The sequence below is a fragment of the Pseudomonas sp. NFACC39-1 genome, from assembly GCF_900110355.1.
In the GTDB taxonomy this organism is placed as follows: Bacteria; Pseudomonadota; Gammaproteobacteria; order Pseudomonadales; family Pseudomonadaceae; genus Aquipseudomonas; species Aquipseudomonas tehranensis.
Window position 1 is genome coordinate 15,579 of the sequence record NZ_FODL01000002.1, and the last position, 26,749, is coordinate 42,327.

At 60.6% G+C, this 26,749-nt stretch carries 26 protein-coding genes and 1 pseudogene; 16 read left to right on the forward strand and 11 right to left on the reverse strand.

The features are described 5' to 3' along the window. Window positions 1–171: 171 nt before the first annotated feature. Both rph and BMY45_RS04310 read left to right on the forward strand, forming a co-directional pair. Window positions 172–894 carry a ribonuclease PH gene (gene rph, locus BMY45_RS04305; protein WP_047226169.1) on the forward strand — a complete coding sequence of 241 codons (723 nt, stop codon included), beginning with the start codon at window positions 172–174 and terminating at the stop codon, window positions 892–894. A gap of 30 nt (window positions 895–924) precedes the next feature. After that, on the forward strand, window positions 925–1,293 hold the full coding sequence (locus tag BMY45_RS04310) for a DUF4870 domain-containing protein (protein ID WP_047226168.1): 369 nt from the start codon (window positions 925–927) through the stop codon (window positions 1,291–1,293). 175 nt (window positions 1,294–1,468) lie between these two features. On the opposite strand, the gene BMY45_RS04315 is transcribed toward BMY45_RS04310, so the two are convergent. Next, window positions 1,469–2,248 (reverse strand): exodeoxyribonuclease III, encoded by a 780-nt coding sequence (locus BMY45_RS04315; RefSeq protein WP_003177265.1) that lies wholly within the window; start codon window positions 2,246–2,248, stop codon window positions 1,469–1,471. 82 nt (window positions 2,249–2,330) lie between these two features. Between BMY45_RS04315 and pyrE the strand changes: the two genes are divergently transcribed. Beyond that, complete coding sequence (gene pyrE, locus BMY45_RS04320) at window positions 2,331–2,975, forward strand: orotate phosphoribosyltransferase (RefSeq protein WP_092394986.1); 645 nt, start codon at window positions 2,331–2,333, stop codon at window positions 2,973–2,975. 170 nt (window positions 2,976–3,145) lie between these two features. Here the strand turns inward: pyrE and argB are convergent, their stop codons facing one another. The 4 genes and pseudogenes from argB to coaBC all read right to left on the reverse strand — a co-directional run bounded on the left by argB (window position 3,146) and on the right by coaBC (window position 7,402). Beyond that, a complete protein-coding gene (gene argB / locus BMY45_RS04325; protein WP_092394989.1) occupies window positions 3,146–4,051 on the reverse strand; it encodes an acetylglutamate kinase in 906 nt (301 codons plus the stop codon). A 26-nt stretch (window positions 4,052–4,077) separates the two neighbouring features. Further along, window positions 4,078–5,481, reverse strand: a pseudogene (locus BMY45_RS04330) (phosphomannomutase/phosphoglucomutase); the annotation flags it as partial. A gap of 251 nt (window positions 5,482–5,732) precedes the next feature. Further along, window positions 5,733–6,188, reverse strand: coding sequence for a dUTP diphosphatase (gene dut, locus BMY45_RS04335; RefSeq protein ID WP_092394996.1), 456 nt, complete (start codon window positions 6,186–6,188; stop codon window positions 5,733–5,735). Window positions 6,189–6,193: 5 nt separating this feature from the next. Then, on the reverse strand, window positions 6,194–7,402 hold the full coding sequence (gene coaBC / locus BMY45_RS04340; RefSeq protein ID WP_092394999.1) for a bifunctional phosphopantothenoylcysteine decarboxylase/phosphopantothenate--cysteine ligase CoaBC: 1,209 nt from the start codon (window positions 7,400–7,402) through the stop codon (window positions 6,194–6,196). A 145-nt stretch (window positions 7,403–7,547) separates the two neighbouring features. On the opposite strand from coaBC, the gene radC reads away from it, so the two are divergent. After that, a complete protein-coding gene (gene radC / locus BMY45_RS04345) occupies window positions 7,548–8,222 on the forward strand; it encodes a RadC family protein (protein ID WP_092395002.1) in 675 nt (224 codons plus the stop codon). Window positions 8,223–8,357: 135 nt separating this feature from the next. Here the strand turns inward: radC and BMY45_RS04350 are convergent, their stop codons facing one another. Then, on the reverse strand, window positions 8,358–9,944 hold the full coding sequence (locus BMY45_RS04350) for an ABC transporter substrate-binding protein (protein WP_092395005.1): 1,587 nt from the start codon (window positions 9,942–9,944) through the stop codon (window positions 8,358–8,360). A gap of 436 nt (window positions 9,945–10,380) precedes the next feature. On the opposite strand from BMY45_RS04350, the gene rpmB reads away from it, so the two are divergent. Together rpmB and rpmG are read left to right on the forward strand one after the other, a co-directional pair. Beyond that, window positions 10,381–10,614: a 50S ribosomal protein L28 gene (gene rpmB / locus BMY45_RS04355; protein ID WP_003177273.1), complete on the forward strand. Its 234-nt coding sequence runs from the start codon at window positions 10,381–10,383 to the stop codon at window positions 10,612–10,614. Between the two features lie 11 nt (window positions 10,615–10,625). After that, window positions 10,626–10,781, forward strand: a complete 156-nt coding sequence (rpmG, locus tag BMY45_RS04360; RefSeq protein WP_003177274.1) for a 50S ribosomal protein L33 — start codon at window positions 10,626–10,628, stop codon at window positions 10,779–10,781. Window positions 10,782–10,984: 203 nt separating this feature from the next. On the opposite strand, the gene BMY45_RS04365 is transcribed toward rpmG, so the two are convergent. Next, the gene (locus BMY45_RS04365; RefSeq protein WP_092395008.1) at window positions 10,985–11,347 is read right to left on the reverse strand and encodes a cupin domain-containing protein; all 363 of its coding nucleotides are present in this window, start codon (window positions 11,345–11,347) and stop codon (window positions 10,985–10,987) included. 243 nt (window positions 11,348–11,590) lie between these two features. Here BMY45_RS04365 and BMY45_RS04370 point away from each other — a divergent pair, with 243 nt between their 5' ends. Both BMY45_RS04370 and BMY45_RS04375 read left to right on the forward strand, forming a co-directional pair. After that, window positions 11,591–13,084 (forward strand): aldehyde dehydrogenase, encoded by a 1,494-nt coding sequence (locus tag BMY45_RS04370; protein ID WP_092395011.1) that lies wholly within the window; start codon window positions 11,591–11,593, stop codon window positions 13,082–13,084. Between the two features lie 175 nt (window positions 13,085–13,259). Then, on the forward strand, window positions 13,260–14,402 hold the full coding sequence (locus tag BMY45_RS04375; protein WP_092395015.1) for an MFS transporter: 1,143 nt from the start codon (window positions 13,260–13,262) through the stop codon (window positions 14,400–14,402). A gap of 30 nt (window positions 14,403–14,432) precedes the next feature. Here the strand turns inward: BMY45_RS04375 and BMY45_RS04380 are convergent, their stop codons facing one another. Together BMY45_RS04380 and BMY45_RS04385 are read right to left on the reverse strand one after the other, a co-directional pair. Beyond that, window positions 14,433–16,001 (reverse strand): phospholipase D family protein, encoded by a 1,569-nt coding sequence (locus BMY45_RS04380; RefSeq protein WP_092395018.1) that lies wholly within the window; start codon window positions 15,999–16,001, stop codon window positions 14,433–14,435. A gap of 61 nt (window positions 16,002–16,062) precedes the next feature. After that, complete coding sequence (locus tag BMY45_RS04385; protein WP_092395021.1) at window positions 16,063–17,496, reverse strand: aminotransferase-like domain-containing protein; 1,434 nt, start codon at window positions 17,494–17,496, stop codon at window positions 16,063–16,065. A 179-nt stretch (window positions 17,497–17,675) separates the two neighbouring features. Between BMY45_RS04385 and BMY45_RS04390 the strand changes: the two genes are divergently transcribed. Then, window positions 17,676–17,921, forward strand: coding sequence for a DUF1127 domain-containing protein (locus BMY45_RS04390; RefSeq protein WP_092395024.1), 246 nt, complete (start codon window positions 17,676–17,678; stop codon window positions 17,919–17,921). Between the two features lie 116 nt (window positions 17,922–18,037). Here BMY45_RS04390 and BMY45_RS04395 read toward each other — a convergent pair whose 3' ends face one another. Next, entirely contained in the window at window positions 18,038–19,351 is a 1,314-nt protein-coding gene (locus BMY45_RS04395; protein WP_092395027.1) for an NAD(P)/FAD-dependent oxidoreductase, read from the reverse strand. A gap of 146 nt (window positions 19,352–19,497) precedes the next feature. On the opposite strand from BMY45_RS04395, the gene BMY45_RS04400 reads away from it, so the two are divergent. Then, complete coding sequence (locus BMY45_RS04400) at window positions 19,498–19,851, forward strand: YkgJ family cysteine cluster protein (protein ID WP_003206850.1); 354 nt, start codon at window positions 19,498–19,500, stop codon at window positions 19,849–19,851. A 13-nt stretch (window positions 19,852–19,864) separates the two neighbouring features. Here the strand turns inward: BMY45_RS04400 and BMY45_RS04405 are convergent, their stop codons facing one another. After that, window positions 19,865–20,353: an Lrp/AsnC ligand binding domain-containing protein gene (locus BMY45_RS04405; protein WP_003206849.1), complete on the reverse strand. Its 489-nt coding sequence runs from the start codon at window positions 20,351–20,353 to the stop codon at window positions 19,865–19,867. 155 nt (window positions 20,354–20,508) lie between these two features. Between BMY45_RS04405 and dadA the strand changes: the two genes are divergently transcribed. The 6 genes from dadA (at window position 20,509) to BMY45_RS04435 (ending at window position 26,635) form a co-directional block, all read left to right on the forward strand. Next, complete coding sequence (dadA, locus tag BMY45_RS04410; RefSeq protein ID WP_092395030.1) at window positions 20,509–21,813, forward strand: D-amino acid dehydrogenase; 1,305 nt, start codon at window positions 20,509–20,511, stop codon at window positions 21,811–21,813. Further along, window positions 21,785–22,138 carry a RidA family protein gene (locus BMY45_RS04415; protein WP_092395033.1) on the forward strand — a complete coding sequence of 118 codons (354 nt, stop codon included), beginning with the start codon at window positions 21,785–21,787 and terminating at the stop codon, window positions 22,136–22,138. Before dadA ends, BMY45_RS04415 begins: the two co-directional genes overlap by 29 nt. Window positions 22,139–22,232: 94 nt before the next feature. Next, a complete protein-coding gene (gene alr, locus BMY45_RS04420; protein ID WP_092395036.1) occupies window positions 22,233–23,306 on the forward strand; it encodes an alanine racemase in 1,074 nt (357 codons plus the stop codon). Between the two features lie 128 nt (window positions 23,307–23,434). Continuing rightward, a complete protein-coding gene (locus BMY45_RS04425; RefSeq protein WP_047226150.1) occupies window positions 23,435–23,983 on the forward strand; it encodes a cupin domain-containing protein in 549 nt (182 codons plus the stop codon). A gap of 183 nt (window positions 23,984–24,166) precedes the next feature. Then, entirely contained in the window at window positions 24,167–24,577 is a 411-nt protein-coding gene (locus BMY45_RS04430; RefSeq protein WP_305728325.1) for a c-type cytochrome, read from the forward strand. Between the two features lie 135 nt (window positions 24,578–24,712). After that, window positions 24,713–26,635: an acetyl-CoA hydrolase/transferase C-terminal domain-containing protein gene (locus BMY45_RS04435; protein WP_092395039.1), complete on the forward strand. Its 1,923-nt coding sequence runs from the start codon at window positions 24,713–24,715 to the stop codon at window positions 26,633–26,635. The last annotated feature ends 114 nt before the right edge of the window (window positions 26,636–26,749 follow it).

Consider the following 26,749-nt stretch of genomic DNA (forward strand, 5'->3'; position numbering starts at 1 on the left):
ATGCCCCCAAACCGTGCATGTGACAAAGCGCTGCGGCTCGTCGGTCATAGGTCGATGGGGCTCGGCTCGTGGCAGCGGTTCTTTGGAACTGCGCGACGTTTAAACTGCCCTATGGCGGCCCATGGCTCTATAATGCTCGGCAGTTTTCCGTCCTCTGTACAGGTGTTCCCTATGAAACGTCCAAGTGGTCGCGCTGCCGATCAGCTTCGCTCGATCCGCATTACCCGCAACTACACCAAACACGCCGAGGGATCTGTACTGGTCGAATTCGGTGATACCAAAGTCATCTGCACCGTCAGCGTCGAAAACGGTGTGCCACGGTTCCTCAAGGGCCAGGGTCAAGGCTGGCTGACCGCCGAATACGGCATGCTGCCGCGCTCCACCGGTGAGCGCAACCAGCGCGAGGCCAGCCGCGGCAAGCAGGGCGGACGTACCCTGGAAATCCAGCGCCTGATCGGCCGTTCGCTGCGCGCCGCGCTGGACATGTCCAAGCTCGGTGACGTGACGCTGTATGTCGATTGCGACGTGATCCAGGCTGACGGCGGCACTCGTACCGCGTCCATCACCGGCGCCATGGTCGCGCTGGCCGATGCCTTGAAAGTGATCAAGAAGCGTGGCGGCCTCAAGGGCGGCGATCCGCTCAAGCAGATGATCGCCGCGGTGTCCGTGGGCATGTACCAGGGCGAGCCGGTGCTGGACCTGGACTACCTGGAAGATTCCGCCGCCGAGACCGACCTGAATGTGGTCATGACCAGCGCCGGTGGCTTCATCGAAATCCAGGGCACCGCCGAAGGCGCGCCGTTCCAGCCGGAAGAATTGAGCGCTATGCTGGAATTGGCAAAGAAAGGCATGAACGAGATTTTCGAACTGCAAAAAGCCGCACTGGCTGACTGATCGTTTCGCGCTTCAGACAAGGAGAACGTCATGAGTGATGAGCAAACCTTACTGCCCCAGCCCAGCAAGGAGGCGCGTCAATGGGCGATGTTCTGTCACTTGTCCGCCTTGTTGGGCATCTGGATTCCGTTCGGTACGCTGATCGGTCCGCTGGTGCTCTGGCAGCTCAAGCGCGAGACTGACCCGTTCATCGATGCCCAGGGCAAGGAAGCGCTTAACTTCCAGATCACGGTGGCAATTGCCTCGGCGATCAGCCTGCTATTGATGATCGTGGTGATCGGCTTCTTCCTGTTCGGGCTGGTGGCTATCGGTGCGCTGGTGCTGACCATCATCGGTGGGGTGAAGGCCAATGAAGGGCAGCCGTATCGGTATCCGTTTACGTGGCGGCTGGTCAAATAACGATCGATGAGTATTCCCCTGTGGGAGCGAGCCTGCTCGCGATAGCTGTGTGTCAGTCAACATCAATGTTGAATGTAACTGCACCATCGCGAGCAGGCTCGCTCCCACGGTAGAAAGGGTTGTCCACAAAAAAACCGACAGGGCTGTCGGTTTTTTTGTGGCTGCGAAACGACACTCAGATCGTCAGCGTCCAGTCGTAATCCACGATCAGTGGCGCGTGCTGCGAAAACCGTGGCTGGCGCGGCAGGCGAGCGCTGCGCACGAAGCGGCGCAGACCAGGCGTCAGCAACTGGTAGTCGAAACGCCAGCCGAGGTTGAGCATCTCGGCCTGTTCGTTGTCTGGCCACCAGCTGTACTGGTCGCCTTCACGGCTGACTTCCCGCAAGGCGTCAACATAGCCCATGTTGCCGACAATCTCGTCCATCCAGGCCCGTTCCGGCGCCAGGAAGCCCGGGGATTGCTGGCTGTCGCGCCAGTTCTTGATATCCAGCTTCTGTTGCGCCACGTACAGCGAGCCACAATAGATGTACTCGCGACGTTTGCGCCGCTGTTTATCCAGATAACGGGCGAAGTCGTCCATTAACTTGAATTTCTGATTCAAATCTTCATCGCCGTTCTGCCCCGAAGGGAGCAGTAAGGTCGCGATGCTGACCTTGTCGAAGTCGGCTTGCAGGTAGCGCCCGTAGCGGTCCGCCGTCTCGAAACCGAGACCGTTGATGACAGCCTTCGGTTGCAGCCGCGAGTACAAAGCCACGCCACCCTGGGCGGGGACTTCGGCATCGCAGGCATAAAGGAAGTAACCATCCAGTTGGAAGGCTGCATCGTCCAGTTCAAAGGCGGAGGCGCGGGTGTCCTGCAGGCAGATGACGTCGGCATTCTGTGCTTGCAGCCAACTGAGCAACCCTCGCTCCACTGCAGCCTGAATACCATTGACGTTCACACTGATGATCCGCATAAATGGCCCCAAAAATCACGTGCGTGTATGATACACGGCGTGTACCTATTTAGCTAAATCCGTGGTATTTGGGGCTTTTTTCATGCAAGCGTATCAGCGCGATTTCATTCGTTTTGCCATCGATCGCGGCGTTTTGCGCTTCGGTGAGTTCACCCTCAAGTCCGGCCGCACGAGCCCGTACTTCTTCAATGCCGGCCTGTTCAACACCGGTGCCGCCCTGGCGCAACTGGGCCGTTTCTATGCGGCGGCCATTGTCGAGAGCGGCATTGCGTTCGACGTGCTGTTCGGCCCGGCCTACAAAGGTATTCCTCTGGCCGCCACCACTGCCGTCGCCCTGGCCGAACACCACGGCCGCGACCTGCCCTGGTGCTTCAACCGCAAAGAAGCCAAGGCTCATGGTGAAGGGGGCAGCCTGGTGGGCGCGCCGCTGACCGGTGAAGTACTGATCATCGACGACGTGATCACCGCCGGCACCGCTATCCGCGAAGTGATGCAGATCATCGCTTCCCAGGAAGGCGCCAAGGCCGCCGGTGTGCTGATCGCCCTGAACCGCCAAGAGCGCGGCAACGGTGAGTTGTCGGCGATCCAGGAAGTGGAGCGTGACTTCAACATTCCGGTGGTCAGCATCGTGTCGCTGACCCAGGTCCTGGAATTCTTGGCCGACGACCCGCAGCTCAAGCAGCATTTGCCGGCGGTTGAGGCTTATCGGGCGCAGTTTGGCGTTTAAAGATTTGCACATTCCTTTGTGGGAGCGAGCCTGCTCGCGATAGCCATTTGTCATTCAACATTTATGTTGGCTGAACCACCGCTATCGCGAGCAGGCTCGCTCCCACAAGTAGTGCATAAAAAAAGACCCCGCTCAACCAGGTTGAACGGGGTCTTTTTTATGGGTGCCGATTACGGACGCTTGCGATTACTGATCAACGTACCCACGCCGGTATCGGTGAAGATTTCCAGCAAAATTGCATTCGGTACGCGGCCGTCGATGATCAAGGAGCTGCCGACGCCGCCCTGTACCGCTTCCAGTGCGCAGCGGATCTTCGGCAGCATGCCGCCGTAGATGGTGCCGTCGGCGATCAGTTCATCGACCTGTTGAGTCGACAATCCGGTCAGGACCTTGCCGGTCTTGTCCATCAGGCCGGCGATGTTGGTCAGCAGCATCAGCTTTTCGGCTTTCAATGCTTCGGCAACCTTACCCGCCACCAGGTCGGCGTTGATGTTGTACGACTCACCGTTGGCGCCGACGCCGATGGGCGCGATGACCGGGATGAAGTCACCCTTGACCAGCAGGTTCAGCAAGTCGGTGTTGATGCCGACGACTTCGCCCACATGGCCGATGTCGATGATTTCCGGCTGGGTCATCTCCGGCGTCTGGCGGGTGACGGTGAGTTTCTTCGCCCGGATCAGCTCGGCATCCTTGCCTGTCAGGCCGATGGCGCTGCCGCCATGACGGTTGATCAGGTTGACGATGTCCTTGTTGACCTGGCCGCCGAGGACCATCTCCACCACATCCATGGTTTGCGAGTCGGTGACGCGCATGCCGTCGATGAAGTGGCTCTCGATCGACAGGCGCTTGAGCAGGTCACCGATCTGCGGGCCGCCACCGTGCACCACCACCGGGTTGATGCCCACGGCCTTCATCAGCACGATGTCGCGGGCGAAGCCGGTTTTCAGCTCCTCGCTTTCCATCGCGTTGCCGCCGTATTTGATCACCAGGGTCTTGCCGACATAGCGTCGGATATAAGGCAACGCTTCGGACAGGACCTTGGCGGTATTGGCGGCGGCTTCGCGTTCGAGGGTCATTCAGGGCTCCGGTGGTGCTTCAAAAATCAGAACGGTAGTTGAAGATCAGGTGCAACACGTTTGAGTTGGGTGTGGAACACATCCTTGATGCGCTGCAGTTCGGCTTCGTTGTCGGCTTCGAAACGCAGGACCAGCACCGGCGTGGTGTTGGACGCGCGAACCAGGCCCCAGCCTTGGGGATAGTCGACCCGTACACCGTCGATGGTGGTCAGTTCGGCCCCTTCGCCCCATTGAGCGTCGTGCAGTGCATCAATGATGCTGAATTTGCTCTCTTCGGTCACATGGATATTGATCTCCGGCGTAGAAATATCGTTCGGGAAGGTCGCGAAGAGCTCTTCGGCCGTGGATTTCTCTTTGCTGAGGATTTCCAGCAGGCGCGCGGCGCTGTAAATGCCGTCGTCAAAACCGAACCAGCGCTCCTTGAAGAAGATGTGGCCGCTCATTTCGCCGGCCAGCAGGGCGCCACTCTCTTTCATTTTCTTCTTGATCAACGAGTGGCCGGTTTTCCACATGAGTGGGCGACCGCCGTATTCCTTGATCAGCGGCACCAGGCGGCGGGTGCATTTAACGTCGAAAATGATTTCGGCGTTCGGATTGCGCGCCACCACGTCGCGAGCGAACAGCATCAGCAGGCGGTCCGGGAACACCACGCTGCCGGTGTTGGTCACCACGCCCACGCGGTCGCCGTCGCCGTCGAAGGCCAGGCCCAGGTCGGCGTTGGTTTCCTCGACCTTGGCGATCAGGTCTTGCAGGTTTTCCAGCTTGCCCGGGTCCGGGTGATGGTTGGGGAAGTTGCCGTCCACGTCGCAGAACAGCGGGATGACTTCGCAGTTCAGGGCTTCAATCAGTTGTGGGGCGATCACGCCGGCCGCGCCGTTGCCGCAATCGACCACCACTTTCAGGCGACGGGCGAGTTTGACGTCTTTGACGATCTCGTCGTTGTAGCGCTCGAGGATATCGACCTTGGTGATGCTGCCTTGGCCGCTGCTCAGGTCGTTGGTCTTGAGGCGGGTGTGCAGCGCCTGGATCTGCTCGTTGGCGAGGGTGTCGCCGGCGATGACGATCTTGAAGCCGTTGTAGTTCGACGGGTTGTGGCTGCCGGTGAGCATCACGCCGGATTTACCGGCCAGCACGTTGGCGGCGTAGTACAGCGCTGGCGTTGGCACCAGGCCCACGTCGCTGACATGGCAACCGCTGTCGGCAACCCCTTTGATCAATTGTTCAACCAGCTCGGGGCCGGACAAGCGACCATCGCGACCGACGCACACGTTCGGTTCACCCTGCGCCAGGCTCTGGGAGCCGATGGCGCGGCCGATCCAATAGGCGGTTTCGGCGGTGAGGGTCTCCGGCACCACGCCACGGATGTCGTAGGCGCGGAAGATGCTGTCAGGGAAGATCGGGGCGATTGCGGCTGGGGTGTTCATGGGCGGGGCGCTCTATCAGGAAGATGACTGGACAGGCCGACGGTTCGCGTCGGCAGGCTCAAACTGAAGGGTATGACGGCGTTTTTGACAGAGAGTTCGTGGTGGGAAAGTGCCATGAGACAGCGTTACCTGGCCTCTATCGCCTAATACATTGATTCCGGATGGGAAACCTTGCAGCTGGCCTGTGCGCATTTTTCGTCCTGAAACAGAAGCTTAATAAATGGGCCGGGCGAGACGCCCGGCCTGAAACAGCTGGATCAGTGGCTGCCGGAATGCCCGAAGCCGCCAGCGCCACGCTGGCTCTCGTCGAATTCTTCCACCAGTTCGAAGTGCGCCTGGACTACCGGGACCAGCACCAGTTGGGCGATGCGCTCGCCCACGGCGATGTTGAACGCCGTTTGACCACGGTTCCAGCACGACACCATCAGTTCGCCCTGGTAATCGGAGTCGATCAGGCCCACCAGGTTGCCCAGCACGATGCCATGCTTATGGCCCAGGCCCGAGCGCGGCAGGATCAGCGCAGCCAGGCCCGGGTCGCCGATGTACACCGACAGGCCGGTTGGGATCAGCAGGGTCTGGCCTGGTTCCAGGACGGTGTCCTGCTTGAGCATGGCCCGCAGGTCGAGGCCTGCGGAACCCGGTGTGGCGTATTGCGGCAGCGGGAATTCGGTGCCGATGCGAGGGTCGAGGATTTTGGCTTGTAGAGCGTGCATGTCAATTAAACCTGGTTCAGCCGTTCGGCGATAAAAGTGATCAGCTGGCGGGCAATCTTGCTCTTGCTGGTCTGGGCGAAAAGGGTGGCGTGCAACTGGCGGTCGATCACGCTGCAGGCGTTTTCTTCGCTGTTGAAGCCAATGCTCGGGTTGGCGACGTCGTTGGCGACGATCAAGTCCAGGTTCTTGTCCTTGAGCTTGCGCGCGGCGTAATCGAGCAGGTGCTCGGTTTCGGCGGCAAAGCCGACACTGAACGGACGGTCCGGGCGGGTGGCGATGGTCGCGAGGATGTCCGGATTGCGCACCATTTGTAGTAGCAGGCCGTCGCCGCTCGTAGGGTCTTTCTTCAATTTTTGCGGGGCGACGACTTCGGGGCGGTAGTCCGCCACCGCCGCCGAGGCGATGAACAGATCGCACGGGATGGCCGCTTCGCAGGCCGCCAACATGTCCCGGGCGCTGACCACGTCGATGCGGGTGACCCGATCAGGGGTGGGCAAATGCACAGGGCCGGTGATCAGGGTGACCCGAGCGCCGGCTTCCACGGCGGCTTCGGCCAGGGCGAAGCCCATTTTCCCGGAGCTGTGGTTGGTGATGTAGCGCACCGGGTCGATGTTTTCCTGGGTCGGTCCGGCGGTGATCAGCACATGCTTGCCGGTCAGCGCCTGGCGCTGGAAGCAGTCGGCGGCGCACTGGGCCAGGTCGTTGGCTTCGAGCATGCGTCCCATGCCGACATCGCCGCAGGCCTGGCTGCCGGAAGCCGGGCCAAAGACTTTCAGATCGCGGCTTTCGAGCAATTGCAGATTGGCCTGGGTGGCCGGATCGCGCCACATGGCCTGGTTCATGGCCGGCGCGACGGCGACCACGGCGTCGGTGGCGAGCACCAGGGTGGTCAGCAAATCATCCGCGATACCTTGGGCCAGGCGGGCGATCAGGTCAGCCGTGGCCGGGGCGATCAGCACCAGATCGGCCCACTTGGCCAGTTCGATATGACCCATGGCGGCTTCGGCCGCCGGGTCGAGCAGGTCCAGGTGAACCGGGTGCCCGGACAGGGCCTGCATGGTCAGCGGGGTGATGAATTCACTGCCGCCGCGGGTCATGACGACCCGTACTTCCGCGCCCTGGTCGATAAGCCTGCGGACCAGCTCGGCGCTCTTGTAGGCGGCAATGCCACCGCCGACGCCCAGAACGATGCGTTTCCGATACAGCCGCTGCATAGGCCTGCCTTTCGATTTCAATGGTCAGTGCAGGACGAACCCCTCGACAGCAGCCTGCCTGGGTGCAAATCGCCTGCAAAAAAGATGGGCTACGATATCACAGCGACCGCTACGGAACAGCGGCGCCCACAATCAGGGAGATGCTATGAGTATTCGCGATTGGCCGGTGGCCGAGAGGCCACGGGAGCGGTTACTGGAGTTGGGATCGGCGAGTCTTTCGGACGCCGAGCTTTTGGCGATTTTCTTGCGCACAGGTGTGTCGGGTAAAAGCGCGGTGGACCTGGCGCGACATCTGCTGCATCAATTTGGAGGCCTGCGGGTTTTGCTCGAGGCTGATCTGCATACCTTCAACGCACAACTGGGGCTGGGCCCGGCGAAATTCGCGCAGTTGCAGGCCGTGCTGGAGATGGGGCGTCGGCATCTGGCCGAAAATTTGCGGCGCGATTCGGTGCTGGAGAGTCCGCTGGCCGTGCGGGACTACCTCAAGGCCATGTTGCGTCACGAGCCTCATGAAGTGTTTGGTTGCCTGTTCCTCGATTCCCGGCATCGGGTGCTGGCGTACGAGGCCTTGTTTCGAGGCTCCATCGATAGCGCGAGCGTCTATCCGCGGCAGGTGGTCAAGCGCGCCCTGGCCCATAACGCCGCAGCGTTGATCCTGTGCCACAACCACCCCTCCGGGCACACCGAGCCCAGCCAGGCCGACCGGTTGCTCACTGAGCGGCTTCAGGAGGCGCTGGAGCTGATCGACGTGCGGGTGCTCGACCACTTCATTGTTGGCGATGGTGAGCCGCTGTCGATGGCGGAGTATGGGTGGATGTAGGCGCGGTCAGGCAATGGCAATCCCTGTGGGAGCGGGCTTGCTCGCGAAGAGGTCGTGTCAGGCGACATCAATGCGGGCTGACCCACCGCTTTCGCGAGCAAGCCCGCTTCCACAGGTTTTAATGCAGACAGGGGGTCACTTGAGGCTGACCTTCGAATAATCCTGCCGCCCAAACGGGCTGACCGAGTAGCCCTGCACATCCTTGCGGGTCAGGGCGAACGCGGTCGGGTGCGCCAAGGGCAGCCACAGGGCCTGTTGCTGGATCTGCGCCTGGGCCTGCTCATAGAGTTTGGTGCGCACGCCCTGCTCGCTCGTGGTCTTGCCGGCGCTGATCACTTTATCCAGGTCCGGGTTGCAGTAGCGGGCGAAGTTGGTGCCGGACTTGAGCGCTGCGCAGGAAAACTGCGGTGTAAGAAAGTTGTCCGGGTCGCCGTTGTCGCCGGCCCAGCCCATGAACAGCAAGTCATGTTCCCCGGCCTTGGCGCGACGGATCAGTTCGCCCCATTCGATCACGCGAATCTCGGCCTGAATGCCGATCTGTGCCAGGTCGGCCTGCAGCAGTTGCGCGCCCAGGCTGGGGTTGGGGTTCAGCAGACTGCCGGAAGGGCGGGTCCAGATGGTGGTCTGAAAGCCGTCCTTCAAACCGGCCCTGGCCAGAAGATCACGGGCCTTGGCCGGGTCATGGGCGTAGCCGGGCAAGTTTTTGGCATAGCTCCAGGTGTTCGGTGGGTAGGGGCCCTTGGCCGCTTCGGCGGTGCCCTCGAAAACGGCCTTGAGGTAGCTGGCCTTGTCGAAGGCCAGGTTGACGGCTTGTCGAACCTCGGGCTTGTCGAAGGGCGGGTGCTGGCTGTTGATCGCCACGAACGCAGTCATGAAGGCGTCGGTCTGCGCCACTTTCAACGTCGGCTCCTGTCTGGCGGCCTGGACGTCCTGCGGCTTGGGTGACAGGGCGATCTGGCATTCGTTGCGCCGCAGTTTTTGCAGGCGCACATTCGCGTCCGGCGTGATGGCGAAGATCAGCGGATCCACTTGGGGTTTGCCGGCGAAATAGTCGCGGTTGGCCTTGTAGCGAATCGAAGCGTCTTTCTGGAACCGGTTGAAAATGAACGGGCCGGTGCCGATGGGCTGGTTGTTGAGTGCTTCTGGCGTGCCGGCTTTCATCAATTGGTCGGCGTATTCAGCCGAATAGATGGAGGCAAAGCCCATGCTCAAGGTGGCCAGGAAGGTCGAATCCGCATGATCGAGGATGAAGCGCACGGTCAGCGGGTCCAGCGCGTCGATTTTCTTGATCAGGCTCGGTAGCTGCATGGACTGGGCGTGGGGGTAGCCGCTCTGGGCGATCTTGTGCCAGGGGTTCGCCGGGTCAAGCATGCGTTCGAAGCTGAACTTGACGTCCTCGGCGGTCAGATCGCGGCGCGGCGTGAAGTATTCGGTCCGATGGAATTTGACCTGCGGGCGCAGCTTGAACACGTAGGTCAGTCCATCGGACGAGACTTCCCAGCTCTCGGCGAGGCTGGGGATGACCTTGCCGCTGGCGGTGTCGAAATCCACCAGGCGGTTCATCAGCACGTCGGCGGACGCATTGGTGGTGGTCAGCGAATTGTATTGAACGACATCGAATCCTTCCGGGCTGGCCTCGGTACAAACGCTCAGGGCGGCGGCCTGGGCCAGCGGGCTGATCAGCAGAGGGGCGAGCAACAGTGGGAGGGCAGCGAGGCGCATGGTCGGTTTCCTGTGCAAGTCGAAGGCCCATCTGCATGTGCAGTCTGGAAAAGGCCTACCCTAGTGGCCTCGCTGGAAAATGACTATCCCCTTTTTGCATTTTCCGGCACCCTGCGGCGCTGTATTGACGGCTCAGGCTCGGCATCGGTTTAAAAAACCTTCCTGCAGCGACGAGCGGTAAAAGGCGGCGTCAGCCTGTGCCCCAGCCGTTTGGGGGCGTTGATCGGCGCTTTCTTACGAAGACAAATCACACCGGCTGTTGTTGCGCTGTGGTCTTTCTGGTATAAAGCAGCGCTCTTTTCTAGGGGCCCGGTTCCTTCACTGTAGGTGTAGCCGGTAAGACCCTTAAAGAAACGCGGCGCCTGGCGCCAAATGACTGAGAGATTAAGCGGCCAACCCATGCCGGGTTGGGCATGTGGTTTTAGAGGGCTGAGGCATGTCGAGAGTCTGTCAAGTTACCGGTAAGGGTCCGGTGACTGGGAATAACATTTCCCACGCAAACAACAAAACCCGTCGTCGTTTCCTGCCGAACCTGCAGCATCACCGCTTCTGGGTTGAAGAAGAGAAACGTTTTGTGCGTCTGCGCGTATCTGCCAAGGGCATGCGTATCATCGACAAGCGTGGCATCAGTGTCGTGCTGGCCGAACTTCGTCGCGATGGCAAGGTTTAAGGGAGCTAATCATGCGTGAATTGATTCGTTTGATCTCGAGCGCCGGTACTGGTCACTTCTACACTACCGACAAGAACAAGCGTACTACCCCGGACAAAATCGAGATCAAGAAATATGATCCGGTTGTTCGCAAGCACGTGATCTACAAGGAAGGCAAAATCAAGTAATTGATTTTTCCCGACTTACGAAAAAGGCCTGTATCGCGAGATACGGGCCTTTTTTGTTGCCGGTTTTTGTTGCCTGTCGGGGCCTCATCGCGAGCAGGCTCGCTCCCACATTGGAGCTGTGTAATGCCTGAGTTTCAGGCAAGCGCAATTCCCTGTGGGAGCGAGCCTGCTCGCGATGAGGTCAGATCTAACGATGCAAATCCTCAAGCCTTCTGTTCAAACACCACATAAATCTTGCGGCAAGGCTCCAGCACTTCCCAGGTGCCCTTGAACCCCGCCGGGATCACGAAGCGGTCGCCGGCCCGCAGGGTCTTGGCATTGCCATCATTGTCCCGCAGCACGGAAACACCCTGGACGATTTCGCAGTATTCATGTTCGGTGTAGTTGACCGTCCACTGGCCGACCGCGCCTTCCCATACGCCCGCGTTCATTTGCCCGCAGGGGCTGCTGTAGTGGTTGAACACCGTTTGTTCGGGATCACCCTTGAGCACCTTGGCGGCGTCCGGGCGATAACGTTCGGCGGTGGTACTGGCCTGACTGAAATCGACGATGTCCTGGATGCTCATGCGGTTGTTCCCCGGTAATGACGGCGCGAATGGCTGGAAGAGCCAAAGTCTATGTTTATTAAAACGAACATCGCAAGGCCGTTTGCCAGCGTTGTGTCAAATATATTGAAACATTACTGGCCGCTGGTTTAGGGTGGCGGGTGCCCTAGGCCAAAAACAGTGCCGAAACAGGTTGGCCGGGCAGAATTCTTGGAGCGCTGCGCATCGCGTGGCGTTCGTACTCAATAAGAGGAGGACACACGCATGACCACCCTGACTCGTGCCGACTGGGAACAACGCGCCCGCGACTTGACCATTGAAGGCCGTGCCTTCATCAATGGCGAATACACCGAAGCGGTGTCCGGCGAAACCTTTGATTGCCTCAGCCCGGTGGATGGCCGTGTGCTGGGCAAGATTGCCAGTTGCGATGTCGCCGACGCCCAGCGCGCCGTCGAAAACGCCCGTGCCACCTTCAATTCCGGCGTCTGGTCGCGCCTGGCGCCGAGCAAGCGCAAAGCTACGATGATCCGTTTCGCCGGCCTGCTCAAGCAGAACGCCGAAGAACTGGCCCTGCTCGAAACCCTGGACATGGGCAAGCCGATCAGCGATTCCCTGAACATCGACGTTCCCGGTGCGGCTCAAGCGTTGAGCTGGAGCGGTGAAGCCATCGACAAGATCTACGATGAAGTGGCCGCTACCCCCCACGATCAGTTGGGCCTGGTGACCCGTGAGCCGGTGGGCGTCGTCGGCGCGATCGTGCCGTGGAACTTCCCACTGATGATGGCCTGCTGGAAGCTCGGCCCGGCGCTGTCCACCGGTAACTCGGTGGTGCTCAAACCGTCGGAAAAATCCCCGCTGACGGCCATCCGTATCGCGGCATTGGCCATTGAAGCTGGCATTCCGAAAGGCGTGCTCAACGTGCTGCCTGGCTACGGTCATACCGTCGGCAAGGCCCTGGCTCTGCACATGGACGTCGATACCTTGGTGTTCACCGGTTCCACCAAAATCGCCAAGCAATTGATGGTTTATTCCGGCGAGTCCAACATGAAGCGTGTCTGGCTGGAAGCCGGCGGTAAGAGCCCGAACATCGTGTTCGCCGATGCCCCGGACCTGCAAGCCGCCGCCGAGTCCGCCGCCAGCGCCATCGCCTTCAACCAGGGCGAAGTCTGCACCGCCGGCTCGCGACTGTTGGTGGAGCGTTCCATCAAGGACACCTTCCTGCCGTTGGTGATTGAAGCCCTCAAGGGCTGGAAACCTGGCAACCCCCTGGATCCGGCCACCAATGTCGGGGCCCTGGTGGATACCCAGCAGATGAACACCGTGCTGTCCTACATCGAGGCCGGTCACAGCGACGGCGCCAAGCTGGTGGCTGGCGGCAAGCGGATCCTCGAAGAAACCGGCGGTACCTATGTCGAACCGACGATTTTCGACGGCGTGAGCAACGCCATGAAAATCGCCCAGGAAGAGATTTTCGGTCCGGTGCTGTCGGTCATCGCTTTCGATACCGCCGAAGAGGCCATCCAGATCGCCAACGACACACCGTACGGCCTGGCCGCGGCGGTATGGACCAAGGACATTTCCAAGGCTCACCTGACCGCCAAGGCGCTGCGTGCTGGCAGCGTATGGGTCAACCAGTATGACGGCGGCGACATGACCGCACCGTTCGGCGGCTTCAAGCAGTCGGGTAACGGCCGCGACAAGTCGCTGCACGCGTTCGACAAGTACACCGAGCTGAAGGCGACCTGGATCAAGCTCTGACACTGACGTCCCTGGATCCTGTTCCGGGGCTGCATGCAGTGCTGGTCCCCTGTGGGAGCGAGCCTGCTCGCGATAGCGCTATGACAGTCGACAGCTCTGTTGAATGTTGCGCCGTCATCGCGAGCAGGCTCGCTCCCACAGTGTTTTGAGTGGTGCCTGAAACAGGAGTGTGGAAATGCGTTGGGCGACCTATTTCGCCGTGTTGGCATCTGTCCTGAGTGTCGGCTTGGCGCTGGGCGTGAGCATGCCGCTGGTGTCGCTGCGTCTGGAAGGCTGGGGTTATGGTTCGTTTGCCATCGGGGTGATGGCCGCCATGCCGGCCGTTGGGGTGCTGGTCGGGGCCAAGGTGTCGAGTCGGCTTGCGGCGCGGTTCGGCACGGCGGCGTTGATGCGCTTGTGCCTGTGGGGCGGGGCGGTGTCCATCGGGTTGCTGGCGCTGTTGCCCAGTTATCCGATCTGGTTGCTGCTGCGGTTGATGATCGGCGTCGTCCTGACCCTGGTGTTCATTCTGGGTGAAAGCTGGATCAACCAACTGGTGATCGAACAATGGCGCGGACGGTTGGTGGCGCTGTACGGCAGCAGCTACGCGCTGAGTCAGTTGTCTGGCCCGTTGCTGCTGGGCGCGCTGGGGACGGATCACGATTACGGCTTCTGGGTGGGGGTCGGTCTGTTACTGGTCTCGCCATTGCTGTTGCTGGGACGCAGCGGCGCGCCCAGCAGTGAAGCCTGCAGCGTCACTTTCAAGGATCTATGGGCGTTTTGTCGGGGGTTGCCGGCCATCGCCTGGGCGGTGTCGTTGTTCGCGGCGTTCGAGGCAATGATCCTGACCTTGCTGCCGGTTTACTGTTTGCGTCAGGGCTTCAGCGCCGACATTGCGCTGGCGATGGTCAGTACGGTGGTGGTCGGTGATGCCTTGTTGCAGTTGCCGATTGGTGCTCTGGCGGACCGCCTGTCACGCCGGTCGTTGTTCACGGGGTGCGCGGTGGCGCTGATGGTGTCGAGCCTGGCGGTTCCACTGCTGATCGATACGTTGTTGATCTGGCCACTGTGGGTGCTGTTTGGCGCCAGCGCGGGCGGGTTGTTCACCTTGTCACTGATCCTGATCGGCGAGCGTTATCGCGATGATGCATTGGTGCGGGCCAACGCCCATATTGCACAGTTGTGGGGGATCGGTTGCCTGATCGGTCCGTTGGCGGCGGGGGCGGGCAGTCAATGGATCAGCGGGCATGCACTGCCCTTGTTCATGGCAGCGGGCGCGTTCGGGCTGGTGATTCTGTTATTGCGCCAAGGGGCGTTCGGGGTCACCCAAACGGCCTGAGCACACCCTCACCACAAAAACGGGCTGCCTCTAAAGCATCTGTTCCAGGCCAATGGTCATGGCGAACCAGGCGTTGAACCGGCGCCACCAGCTGCCGGGCTCGCGGTCCAGGTCGTGCAGCTTGCCGTTGTCTTCGGTGGTCCATATCAGCTTCCCGTCCTTCAGGCGGGCCTGGTAACTCAGGGCCGGCGCCATGCCCTGCAAGGCCAGTTCGCGCACTTGGCCGGCGAGTTCGGGACTGTCGACCAACACCCCCACTTCGGTGTTCCACAGCACTGAACGTGGATCGAAATTGAACGAGCCGATGAAGGATTTCTGTCGGTCAAAGATTATTGCTTTGCTATGCAGGCTGGAATCCGATTCGCCGTAGGACTTGCTGTAGAACAAATGGGGGCTGCTGCCACCCGTGTCCCCGGGCTGGCGACGCAATTCGTACAGCCGCACCCCATGTTGCAGCAAAGCCCTGCGATACGGCGCGTAACCGCCATGCACCGCCGGTACGTCGGTGGCTTCCAGGGAGTTGGTCAAAAGACTCACCGCCACCCCGGCATCGGCCCGGCTGGTCAGGTAGACCAGCCCTGGCTGGCCGGGCACGAAGTAGGCCGAAATCATGATCAGTTCTTCCCTGACCCCCGTCAGCTCCGGGCCCAATTGCGTGGTCAGCAGCAACTGCGGATCAGGCTCATCCTTGGCCAGTACTTTGCTGGGTGCATCCCACAGCGCCTGATTCCAGGCCCAGATCAGCTGCCGGCGCCAGATGTCCAGGCGCGGTTGGGTCCGGTAGGAGGTCAACTGCTGGTAAAGCGCGTGATTTTCTTTGTGCGTCTGCTCCAGTGACTCTTGCAGGCGCAGCCGACTGTTGGCCAGATCCTTGGAGGTTGGCCGATGGGACAGGAATTGTTCGATGGGTTTGCTCAGGGCGCTGTTCCAGTATTGGTCGAAGCTGTGCCCCAATTGTTCGGCCACAGGCCCAACGCCCAGCAGGTCGATGTCGGTGAAGTTCAGGTTGGGTTCGGCGTCGAAATATTCATCCCCTAGATTGCGACCGCCGACGATGGCCATGCTGTTGTCCGCCAGCCAGAGTTTGTTGTGCATGCGCCGGTGTTGCAGTGAAAGATTGAGCAGTCGTCCCAGGCTGCGGGTTACCCCGGTGGCACGCCCCAGATGGAGTGGGTTGAACAGGCGTATCTGGATCCGCGGATGAGCGGCGAGGGTCGCGATGATCTGGTCCTGGCCATCGCTGGTGGTGTCATCCAGCAGAATGCGCACACGCACGCCCCGATCGGCGGCCTTGAGCAATTCATCCACCAGCATGCGCGTGCTGATGCCGTCGTGAACGATGTAGTACTGCAAATCCAGGCTGCTTTGGGCGTTGCGGATCAACTCGGCCCGGGCGGAGAAGGCGTCGGTACTGTCAGAGAGCAGGCGGAAGCCCGAGCGCCCCTCGTGGGGAGCGGCCTGGGCCTGTACCGAGCGGCCGAACGAAGAGTCGGTTGCCGGAAGCGCCTGGGAGGGCTCGCGGGTGATATCAAAACTGGCGCAGCCGCCCAGCAGCGAGGCGATTAGCAAGAGCGCAGGCAGGATGGGTCTGGATCTCACGTAGGCTCGTTCCGCTTGTTTGCGTTGATCGGCTTGTGGGTGCTGCTTCCCTGAGTAAAGCTCAGACGGCGTCGAGTCGGGTTTCGTTCAACAACGCAATGGCCGCGGCACCGACCTTGCGTACGGCGTCCTCGATCTGTGCCGTTGGTTTGGCAGCGTAGTTCATGCGCAGGCAATTGCGGTACTTGCCCGAGGCAGAAAATATGCTGCCGACCGCGACCTGCACGCCTTGATCATGCAGGACCCGATTGAGCTTGAGTGTGTCGAAGCCTTCGGGTAGCTCGACCCAGAGCATGAAGCTGCCTCGCGGGCGGCTGGCGCGGGTACCCGCTGGAAAATAGCGGCTGACCCAGTCGATCATGACGTCGCGATTGCGTTGGTATTGGGTGCGCATCCGGCGCAAATGCGGTTCGAAATGTCCGCCTTTGAGGAACTCCGCAATGGCAATCTGCGGTTGCGGTGCGGTGGAGCCGGTGCTGATGTATTTCATGTGCAGCACCCGTTCCAGATACCGGCCTGGTGCGACCCAGCCAATCCGCAAGCCCGGTGCCAGTGTCTTGGAAAAAGAACTGCAGAGCAGGACGCGGCCATCGTCGTCGAAGGATTTGATCGTACGGGGCCGTGGATAGGTATAGGCCAGTTCCCCGTACACATCGTCCTCGATAATCGCCACGTCGAAGCGCTGCGCCAAGGTCAGCAACGCGCGTTTGTTGGCCTCGGGCATGATGTAGCCCAACGGGTTGTTACAACTGGGCGTCAACTGTATGGCCTTGATGGGCCACTGTTCCAGCGCCAGTTCCAGTGCCTCCAGACTGATGCCGGTGAGCGGGTCGGTGGGAATTTCCAGGGCCTTCATGCCCAGGCCCTTGAGGGTTTGCATGGCGCCGTGAAAGCTGGGTGAATCCACCGCGACGATATCGCCCTGTTCACAGGTAGCGCGGATGCTGACCGACAGCGCTTCGTGACAGCCGGTGGTGACGATCAGGTCGCCGGCTCCCAGTTTGCAACCAGAGTCCAGCGACAGGCGAGCGATCTGTTCGCGCAACGCGAGGTTGCCGTAGATGTTGTCGTAATACAGACCCGGCATGTCCTGCCGGCGGCTGATCTGCGCCAGGCTGCGCAGCAGCGGTTTCATGGTCGGCGAATGAATGTCCGGCATGCCGCGGCCCAGTTGCACCACATCCGCCCGTGGCACGGCGCGAATCAGTTCCAGCACCTGGTCCCATTGGGAAATATCCACCGGTCGCTGGGCCGGGCGACCCACTACCGGCAGGTCAGGCAGTTCACGACTGGCCGGTACGAAATACCCTGATTTGGGTTTTGGCATCGCCAGTCCGCTGTCCTCCAGAACACGATAGGCCTGCTGTACGGTACTCAGGCTGACGCCGTGCTCCATGCTCAATGCGCGCACTGACGGCAGCCGGTCGCCGGGGCGGTAGAAGCCCTGTTCGATGCGGGTGCCGAGCAATTCGGCGAGGTTCACATAAAGGGTCATGGCGCGCTCTCGATGAAGTGGACAACGGTAACCAATACAGTTGCGGCGGAAAAAGACAATTCAGTGTCGAAAAGCCGCAATCTGTATGCGTATAAAACACATTGTTTGAATCTGTATTGAATTAGGCCGTCCGCGCATCATGAAAGCTCTGGCTACCCAAGTAAACAGGAGCGATCAAAATGAACGGCTTGAGCGATGTGCGGCTGACGTTACACAGCCAGGAACTGGCGGCGGGGCAGGAAAAGGAGCTGCGCAATGCGATGTTGCCCAGTGCTCCGTCCGGTCTGAGCCGCTGGGCCCTGTTCTGGCGTCGCCTGCATACACGCAAGGCCTTGTTGGAGCTTACACCCGAACAGTTGCGTGATATCGGGCTGAGCCGGGAGCAGGCGCGGGCGGAGGCGCTCAAGCCGTTCTGGCGGCTTTGAAGCCATAGGAACCCGGTGGCGAGGGAGCTTGCTCCCGCTGGGCTGCGTAGCAGACCTTCTTTTTGCGGTTGCTGCGCAACCGAGCGGGAGCAAGCTCCCTCGCCACGGATCCGGGACTAAATCAACTCTTTCAACCGATGCCACAGCATCCCCAACGCCAACAGTGGCGAGCGCAGATGCTTCCCGCCCGGGAAGGTCATGTGCGGCACCTGGGCGAACAGATCGAAATCACCACTCTGTTGCCCACTGATGGCTTCGGCCAGCAGCTTGCCGGCCAGGTGCGTGGCATTCACCCCATGACCGGAATAGGCCTGGGCGTAGTAGACGTTGGGCTGATCCTTGAGTCGGCCGATCTGCGGCAAGCGATTGGCGCCGATGCCGATCATCCCGCCCCATTGAAAGTCGATTTTCACCTGCGCCAGTTGCGGGAACACCTTGAGCATTTTCGGACGCATGTACGCGCCAATGTCTTGCGGGTCACGACCGGAATAGTGGCAGGCTCCGCCGAACAGCAAGCGTCGATCCGCGGAAAGCCGGTAGTAATCCAGCGCCACCCGTTGATCGCAGACCGCCATGTTCTGCGGCAACAACGCCTGGGCCTGAGCCTCGCTCAAAGGTTCAGTGGCGATGATGTAGCTGCCAGCGGGCAGCACTTTGCCGCTGAGTTCCGGGTTGAGCCCATTGAGGTAGGCGTTGCAGCCCAGCACCAGGGTCTTGGCCCGGACCGCGCCCTGTTGGGTGTGCACCTTCACTTCCGGGCCGTAATCAATGCGCGTGACCGCCGATTGCTCGAACAGCCTGACCCCCAATTGCTGCGCGACGCAGGCTTCGCCCAGGGCCAGATTCAGCGGATGTAAATGGCCCGAGCCCATGTCGATCAGGCCGCCGACGTAGCGATCCGAACCCACCACACTGTGCATTTCGTGGGCTTGCAGCAGCCGGGTCTGATGGCGATATCCCAGGCGGCGCAGCTCTTCGGCGTCCTCAGCGAAACCTTCCAGGTCACCTGGCTTGTTGGCGAGGTCGCAATAACCCCAGGTGAGGTCGCAGTGGATCTGAAAGCGCTCGACCCGTTGACGGACGATTTCCACCGCCTCAAGACCCATCAGCTTCATCTGGCGTACGCCGTCGGCACCGATGACCGGGGCGAATTGATCAAGGCCGTGACCGACGCCGCGAATCAATTGACCGCCGTTGCGCCCGCTGGCCCCCCAACCGATCTTGTGCGCTTCCAGCAGCACTACGCTCATGCCGCGCTCGGCCAGTTCGATCGCTGTGTTCAATCCCGAGAACCCGCCGCCGACCACGCAGACATCCGCCACCAGCTCGCCCTGCAGCAGCGGATGATCCGGTTGCGGCAGGCTGCTGGCGGCGTAGTAAGAGGCGGCGTGCGAATGGCTCGGGACAGGTTGCTGAACACGGGCGTTCATGTGCGTAATCCTGATTATTGTGTTTGAGAAATTTTACGGAGCATAAGCCGGGGATTCGTCCATGGGCAACATCGGTCGGTTGGCGCTGTCTGGGATAAGCCTTTTCGTGCAGAATCCTGCCTTGTCCCGTCTCGGTAGCCGCTTCGATGAGCTGCAACAGTCAAAAAATCCGCACGTTGCGCCAACAGATTCCCTCGTTCGAGTGCGTACCGGGCTGCCATGACTGCTGCGGGCCAGTGACCACCTCGCCGGAGGAAATGGCCCGCTTGCCGCGCAAGACCCGGGCCGAACAGGACGCGGCCATGGAAGCGCTCGACTGCGTGCACTTGGGACCCAATGGCTGCACTGTCTATGACGAGCGGCCGCTGATCTGCCGGTTGTTCGGCACCACCGCCACCCTGCCGTGCCCAAACGGGCGACGGCCAGTGGAGTTGATCCATCCCCGGGTCGAGAAGCAGATTCACGAATACATGGCCAGCACCCGGCAGGTGTTGGTGTAGCCAAGAACGCCCTTCAATCCGGAATCGGCAGGTTCAAGCTCTCCTTCACCTCTTCCATCACGATGTAGCTCTTGGATTCGCGCACGTGGGGCAGCTTGAGCAGGATGTCGCCCAACAGCTTGCGGTACGAAGCCATCTCGGAAATCCGCGCCTTCACCAGATAGTCAAAGTCGCCTGACACCAGATGGCATTCGAGCACGTGAGGCAATTTCAGCACTGCGCGCCGGAATTCTTCAAAGGTGTCGCCGGACTTGTAGTCGAGGCTGATTTCGACAAATACCAGCAGACTTCCCTTCAAATGCTGCGGATTGAGCCGGGCGTTGTAGCCCATGATGATTCCCTCGCGCTCCAGGCGACGAACCCGCTCGGTGCAAGGCGTGGTGGAGAGGCCGACCTTTTCCCCAAGCTCTGTAAAGGAAATCCGTCCATCCGCCTGGAGGATGCGCAGGATGTTGCGGTCGATCTTGTCCAGCTCACGTTTGGTCTGAGTGTTGGTCCGCACAGGTGATGCTCCTCCATGAAAAGGGTTTTTGCCGAGAATTCTCGCCAAATATAAGCATTTATATAGTGAAAAGCACTGGCTGATCTTTTCTAAACTGCGCACATTACGGTCTGTACAACAAAACGTCAGCGGTTATCCGCGATGAGGGCTTCAACATGCGCGTTCTGGTTTTAGGTAGCGGCGTCATCGGTACCGTCAGTGCTTACTACCTGGCCCGTGCCGGGTTTGAAGTCGTGGTGGTTGATCGTCAGCCGGCGCCAGCCATGGAAACCAGTTTTGCCAATGCCGGCCAGGTGTCGCCGGGTTATGCCTCGCCGTGGGCCGCGCCAGGTGTGCCACTCAAGGCCATCAAGTGGCTCCTGCAGCGCCATGCACCGCTGGCGATCAAAGCCACCGCCGACATCGACCAGTACCTGTGGATGGCGCAGATGCTGCGCAACTGCACCGCCAATCGTTATGCCGTCAACAAGGAGCGCATGGTGCGTCTGTCCGAGTACAGCCGCGACTGCCTCGACGAACTGCGCGCCGAAACCGGGATTGCCTACGAAGGCCGCAGTCTGGGGACCACTCAATTGTTCCGTACCCAGGCTCAGGTTGATGGTGCGGCCAAAGACATTGCCGTGCTGAAAGAGTCCGGTGTGCCCTTCGAAGTGCTGGACCGTGAAGGTATTGCCCGCGTCGAGCCGGCGTTGGCCAATGTCACTGACATCCTGGCCGGAGCCTTGCGTCTGCCCAATGACCAGACTGGCGACTGTCAGATGTTTACCACGCGTCTGGCGGAAATGGCCGTGAAGCTCGGCGTACAGTTCCGCTTTGGCCAGAATATCCAGCGCCTGGACTACGCCGGTGATCGCATCAATGGCGTCTGGATCGACGGCAAGCTGGAAACCGCCGACCGCTACGTCTTGGCCCTGGGCAGTTATTCGCCGCAATTGCTCAAGCCGCTGGGCATTCGTGCGCCGGTTTATCCGCTCAAGGGTTATTCCCTGACCGTGCCGATCACCAACCCGGCGATGGCCCCCACCTCGACCATTCTCGACGAAACCTACAAGGTCGCGATTACCCGGTTCGATAACCGCATCCGCGTGGGCGGCATGGCGGAAATCGCCGGTTTTGACCTGTCTCTCAACCCGCGTCGGCGTGAAACCCTGGAGATGATCGTCAACGACCTTTATCCTCAGGGCGGCGATCTGGCCCAGGCCAGTTTCTGGACCGGCCTGCGTCCGACCACCCCGGATGGCACGCCGATCGTGGGCGCCACCCCGTTCAAGAACCTGTTCCTGAACACCGGCCACGGCACCCTCGGTTGGACCATGGCCTGTGGTTCCGGGCGCTTGCTGGCGGACCTGATGGCGAAGAAAAAACCACAGATCAGCGCCGAAGGCCTCGATATTTCCCGTTATGGCAGTAAACACCAGGAGTCTGCAAAACATGTCAATCCAGCGCCAGCTCACCAATGACCGCATGAGTCAGGTCGTCCTGCACAACGGCACCGTTTACCTTGCCGGACAGGTTGGCGACGACATGAGTGCCGGTATCGAGCAGCAGACCCGGGAAACCCTGGCCAATATCGAACGTTTGCTGGACCTGGCCGGGACCGACAAAAACCATCTGCTGTCGGTGACGATTTACTTGAAAGACATCGACGCCCATTTCGAAGGCATGAACGCGATCTGGGACAAATGGCTGCCCAACGGCGTCGCGCCAGCCCGGGCTACTGTGCAGGCCAAGCTGTGCGAACCGGAAATCCTGGTGGAGCTGTCCGTCGTGGCCGCGCTGCCCTAAACCCGGAAAACTATCCCTCTTGCGGTGCTGTTGGTGGTTCGTGCCGTCAGCCAGCGCCGTTTTTTTTACCGAGTCCGCCTAGAAGCCTGCCGCCATGCGTCCTGCCCGTGCCCTGATCGATCTTCAAGCCTTACGTCACAACTACCAATTGGCCCGCGAAGTGACGGGAGCCAAAGCCCTTGCGGTGATCAAGGCCGATGCCTATGGGCACGGCGCAATACGCTGCGCCGAGGCTTTGCAGGACACGGCCGATGGGTTTGCCGTGGCTTGCATCGAAGAAGCGCTGGAACTGCGGGCCGGCGGGATTCGTGGGCCGGTCTTGCTGCTGGAAGGCTTCTTCGAGGCCGATGAGCTGTCGCTGATCGTCGAACACGATTTCTGGTGTGTGGTGCATTCGTTGTGGCAGCTCGAAGCGATTGAAAACGCGACCTTGAACAAGCCGATTACGGTCTGGCTCAAGCTCGACTCGGGGATGCATCGGGTGGGGCTGCATCCGGCAGATTATCAGGCGGCCTATCGTCGACTGCTGGCCAGCGGCAAGGTGGCGAAGATTGTGTTGATGAGCCATTTCGCCCGTGCCGATGAGCTGCACGATCCCAGCAGCACCGAGCAACTGGCCGTGTTTGAGGCGGCTCGCCAGGGGCTGGCGGCGCAGATCAGTTTGCGCAACTCCCCAGCCGTGCTGGGCTGGCCACAAATGCCCAGCGACTGGGTGCGGCCAGGCATCATGCTGTACGGCGCGACACCCTTCGAGGAGGCCAACGCCGTTGCCGCGCGGCTGCAACCAGTCATGACACTGGAGTCCAAGATCATCAGCGTGCGTGAATTGCCCGCCGGTGAGCCGGTGGGGTATGGCGCCCGTTTTGTCACCGCGCAACCGACGCGGGTCGGCGTGGTTGCCATGGGGTACGCCGACGGTTACCCGCGCCAGGCGCCGAACGGTACGCCGGTGCTGGTGGATGGACAGCCAAGCCAATTGATCGGGCGGGTGTCGATGGACATGCTGTGCGTGGATTTGACTGATATCCCCCAGGCCGGGCTCGGTTCGACCGTGGAACTGTGGGGCAAGACTATCCTGGCCAGCGATGTCGCGAAGGCGGCCGGCACGATTCCTTATCAGATTTTCTGCAACCTGCGCCGGGTGCCACGGCTCTATTGCGGGGGCTGACGCAAAGCGCAACCTACCGAAAGTCGCTTCACCGCACGGGATTGAGGTCAAAGTGTTGTAAATACTGAACGCTGTCGCCATGATAACGCTCACTTTCCACACAACCTGATTCCCTGGAGGCTCCAGCATTGGACGTCGGTGAACGACTGCAATCCATTCGTAAACTCAAAGGCCTTTCCCAGCGTGAACTCGCCAAGCGCGCGGGCGTCACCAACAGCACCATTTCGATGATCGAGAAAAACAGCGTCAGCCCCTCGATCAGCTCGCTGCGTAAGGTCCTTGGCGGGATTCCCATGTCCATGGTCGAGTTTTTCTCCGAAGAAATCCTTCAGGAGAAACCGACCCAGATCGTCTACAAAGCCAATGAACTGATCGACATTTCCGACGGTGCCGTCACCATGAAACTGGTGGGCAGGGCACACCCCAGCCGGGCGATTGCCTTTCTGAACGAGATCTACCCGCCTGGCGCCGATACCGGTGACGAGATGCTTACCCATGAGGGCGAAGAGACCGGGATTCTGGTGGAGGGGCGGCTGGAGTTGGTGGTCGGCGCCGAAACCTTCGTACTCGAAGCGGGCGATAGCTACTATTTCGAGAGCACCAAGCCACACCGCTTTCGTAATCCGTTCGATGCGCCGGCGCGACTGATCAGCGCAGCCACACCGGCCAACTTCTAGGAAAAGAGGCGCCGTGCCTGCACGGCAAAGGCGCCCGAAGGATGAGCTGTCATGACAAACAAGACCCTTGCGACTTTGGGGTTGTTTCAGTGTGACGGCCTTCCCGCTATACTTGCGCCCGCCTGCAAACCGTGGCCGCAGGCGTGACTAGCCACCATTGAGGGTGTACGCGTGAACCTAATTATGAAAATGCTGGCTGCACCAGCAACCGTATTGGCCCTATGGGCGGTCAGCGCCCAAGCGGCGACCAACGACGAAATCGCCGAGCGCCTGAAGCCGGTTGGCCAGGTCTGCGTTCAGGGGCAGGAATGCAAAGGCATGGAAGTCGTGGCTTCGGCTGGCGGCGGTGGTGCCAAGACGCCGACGGATGTTATTGCAAAACACTGCAATGCTTGCCACGGTACCGGCCTGCTGAATGCTCCGAAGATCGGCGATGCGGCAGCCTGGGGTGAACGAGCCAAGAAAGAAGGTGGCCTTGATGGGCTGCTCGCCAAAGCGATCTCCGGTATCAATGCCATGCCCCCTAAGGGCACTTGCGCCGATTGTTCGGATGATGAGCTCAAAGGTGCCATCAAAGAGATGTCGGGTCTGTAAACACCAGCATCTTCAACAAAAAAGCCGCTTGCGAGCGGTTTTTTTGTGCCCGGTGGTTTTACAAAGCTGTTCATCGCAACCAAGACCCGGCAAGCTCGGTCCAACCCACATTCATGGAATGTCCCGGAGGGTCGGATGGTGCAGTTGTGTTCAATCGAACAGGCGGTGGATGACGTACTCGCGCGCCTACCAGCGCACATTCATCTGGGGATGCCCCTGGGGTTGGGCAAACCCAATCTGTTCGCCAATGCGCTGTACCGGCGTATCGCGCAACTGCCAGAGCGCCAACTGACCATCTACACGGCCCTGAGCCTGGGCCGACCCAATCTGGGCGATGGGTTGCAGAAGCGCTTTCTCGAACCTTTCATCGAGCGCGTTTTTGGTGATTATCCGGAACTGGATTACCTGGCCGATCTGCACCGCGACAGCCTGCCGGCCAACATCCATGTCCAGCAATTCTTCCTGCAACCGGGCAGCCTGCTGCATAGTACGTCGGCCCAGCAGGATTACGTCAGCAGCAACTACAGCCACGCCGCGCGGGACATCAATGCCGCCGGCTTGAACCTGATTGCGCAATTGGTGGCCAGTGATCCGCAGCATCCTGACCGCCTGAGCCTGAGTTGCAACCCGGACATTACCCTCGACCTGTTGCCGATGATCGCCAAGCGGCGTGCGGCGGGGGAGACCATCCTCATGGTGGGCCAGGTCCACAGCGATCTGCCCTACATGCCCGGTGATGCGGAAGTCGGCATCGACGCGTTCGACCTGTTGATCGATGAAAAGGACAGCCACACGCTGTTTTCCACGCCGAACATGCCGGTGGGCTTTCAGGACCATATGATCGGCTTGCACGCCAGTGCCCTGGTGCGTGACGGCGGTACGTTGCAGATCGGCATCGGCTCCATGGGCGATGCGTTGACGGCGGCGCTGCTGGCGCGTCAAGCCGACAATGCCGCTTACCAGGCGTTGCTGGCGGAACTGAATCTCAGCCAGTGGGCGCAGTTGATCGAGCGTGAGGGCGGGGTCGAACCCTTTGCCACAGGGTTGTACGGTTGCAGCGAAATGTTCGTCAACGGCTTGCTGGTGCTGGCGGAGGCCGGAATTATCCGGCGCAGGGTCTATCCCGACGAGCCGACCCAGGAACGGGCCAACGCCGGCACCCTCGACGAGGCGGCGCAACCCGACGGCGTTTGCATCCATGGCGGATTCTTCCTCGGTCCTCGCAGTTTTTACGAACGCTTGCGCGAGTTGCCCCAGAGTCGGCGCCTCGAATTCAACATGACCCGCATCAGTTACATCAACGAGCTGTTTGGCCAGGAACGACTCAAGCGCCTGCAGCGACTCGACGCACGCTTCATCAACACGGTTTTCACCATGACCTTGCTGGGCGCCGGGGTGGCGGACCAACTGGAAGACGGTCGGGTACTCAGCGGCGTGGGCGGGCAGTACAACTTCGTTGCCCAGGGCCATGCGCTGGAGGGCGGGCGTTCCATTCTGCTTCTGCGCAGTTGGCGCGAGGCGGGGGGCGAGATCAGTTCGAACATCGTCTGGGAATACGGCCATTGCACCATTCCCCGGCACCTGCGAGACATCGTGGTGACTGAATACGGTATCGCTGACCTGCGGGGCAAGACTGATGCTGCGGTGATCGAGGCGCTGCTGAACATCAGCGACTCACGTTTCCAGTCGGAGCTGATCGAGCAGGCGCAAAATGCCGGTAAGTTGCCGAAGGATTTCCGCCTTGATCCGCGGTTCACCGACAACACCTCGGAACGCTTGCAGGCCATCCAGGCGCGGCATCCGAATTTGTTTCCGGAGTATCCGTTAGGTTGCGATTTTGACGGGGTGGAACGCGACCTGCTGCGTGCGCTGAACTGGCTCAAGAGCAAGTTCAAACTCACCGAGATGCTGGAGTTGGGCAAGGCCGCGCTGGACGCGCCGCCGCCGTCGGAGTTTCCCGAGCATTTGGAGCGGATGCAGTTGGCGAGCCCCGAAGGGCTGAAAGAAGAGCTGGGCCAGCGTTTGTTGCTCGCTGGTCTCAAGATCACCGCGCCTTAACGGCCACATCAACGCCCTTGTGGGAGCGAGCCTGCTCGCGATAGCGGGCTGTCAGTCAACGTTGATGTTGGATGTGCCGGCCTCATCGCGAGCAGGCTCGCTCCCACAGGGATG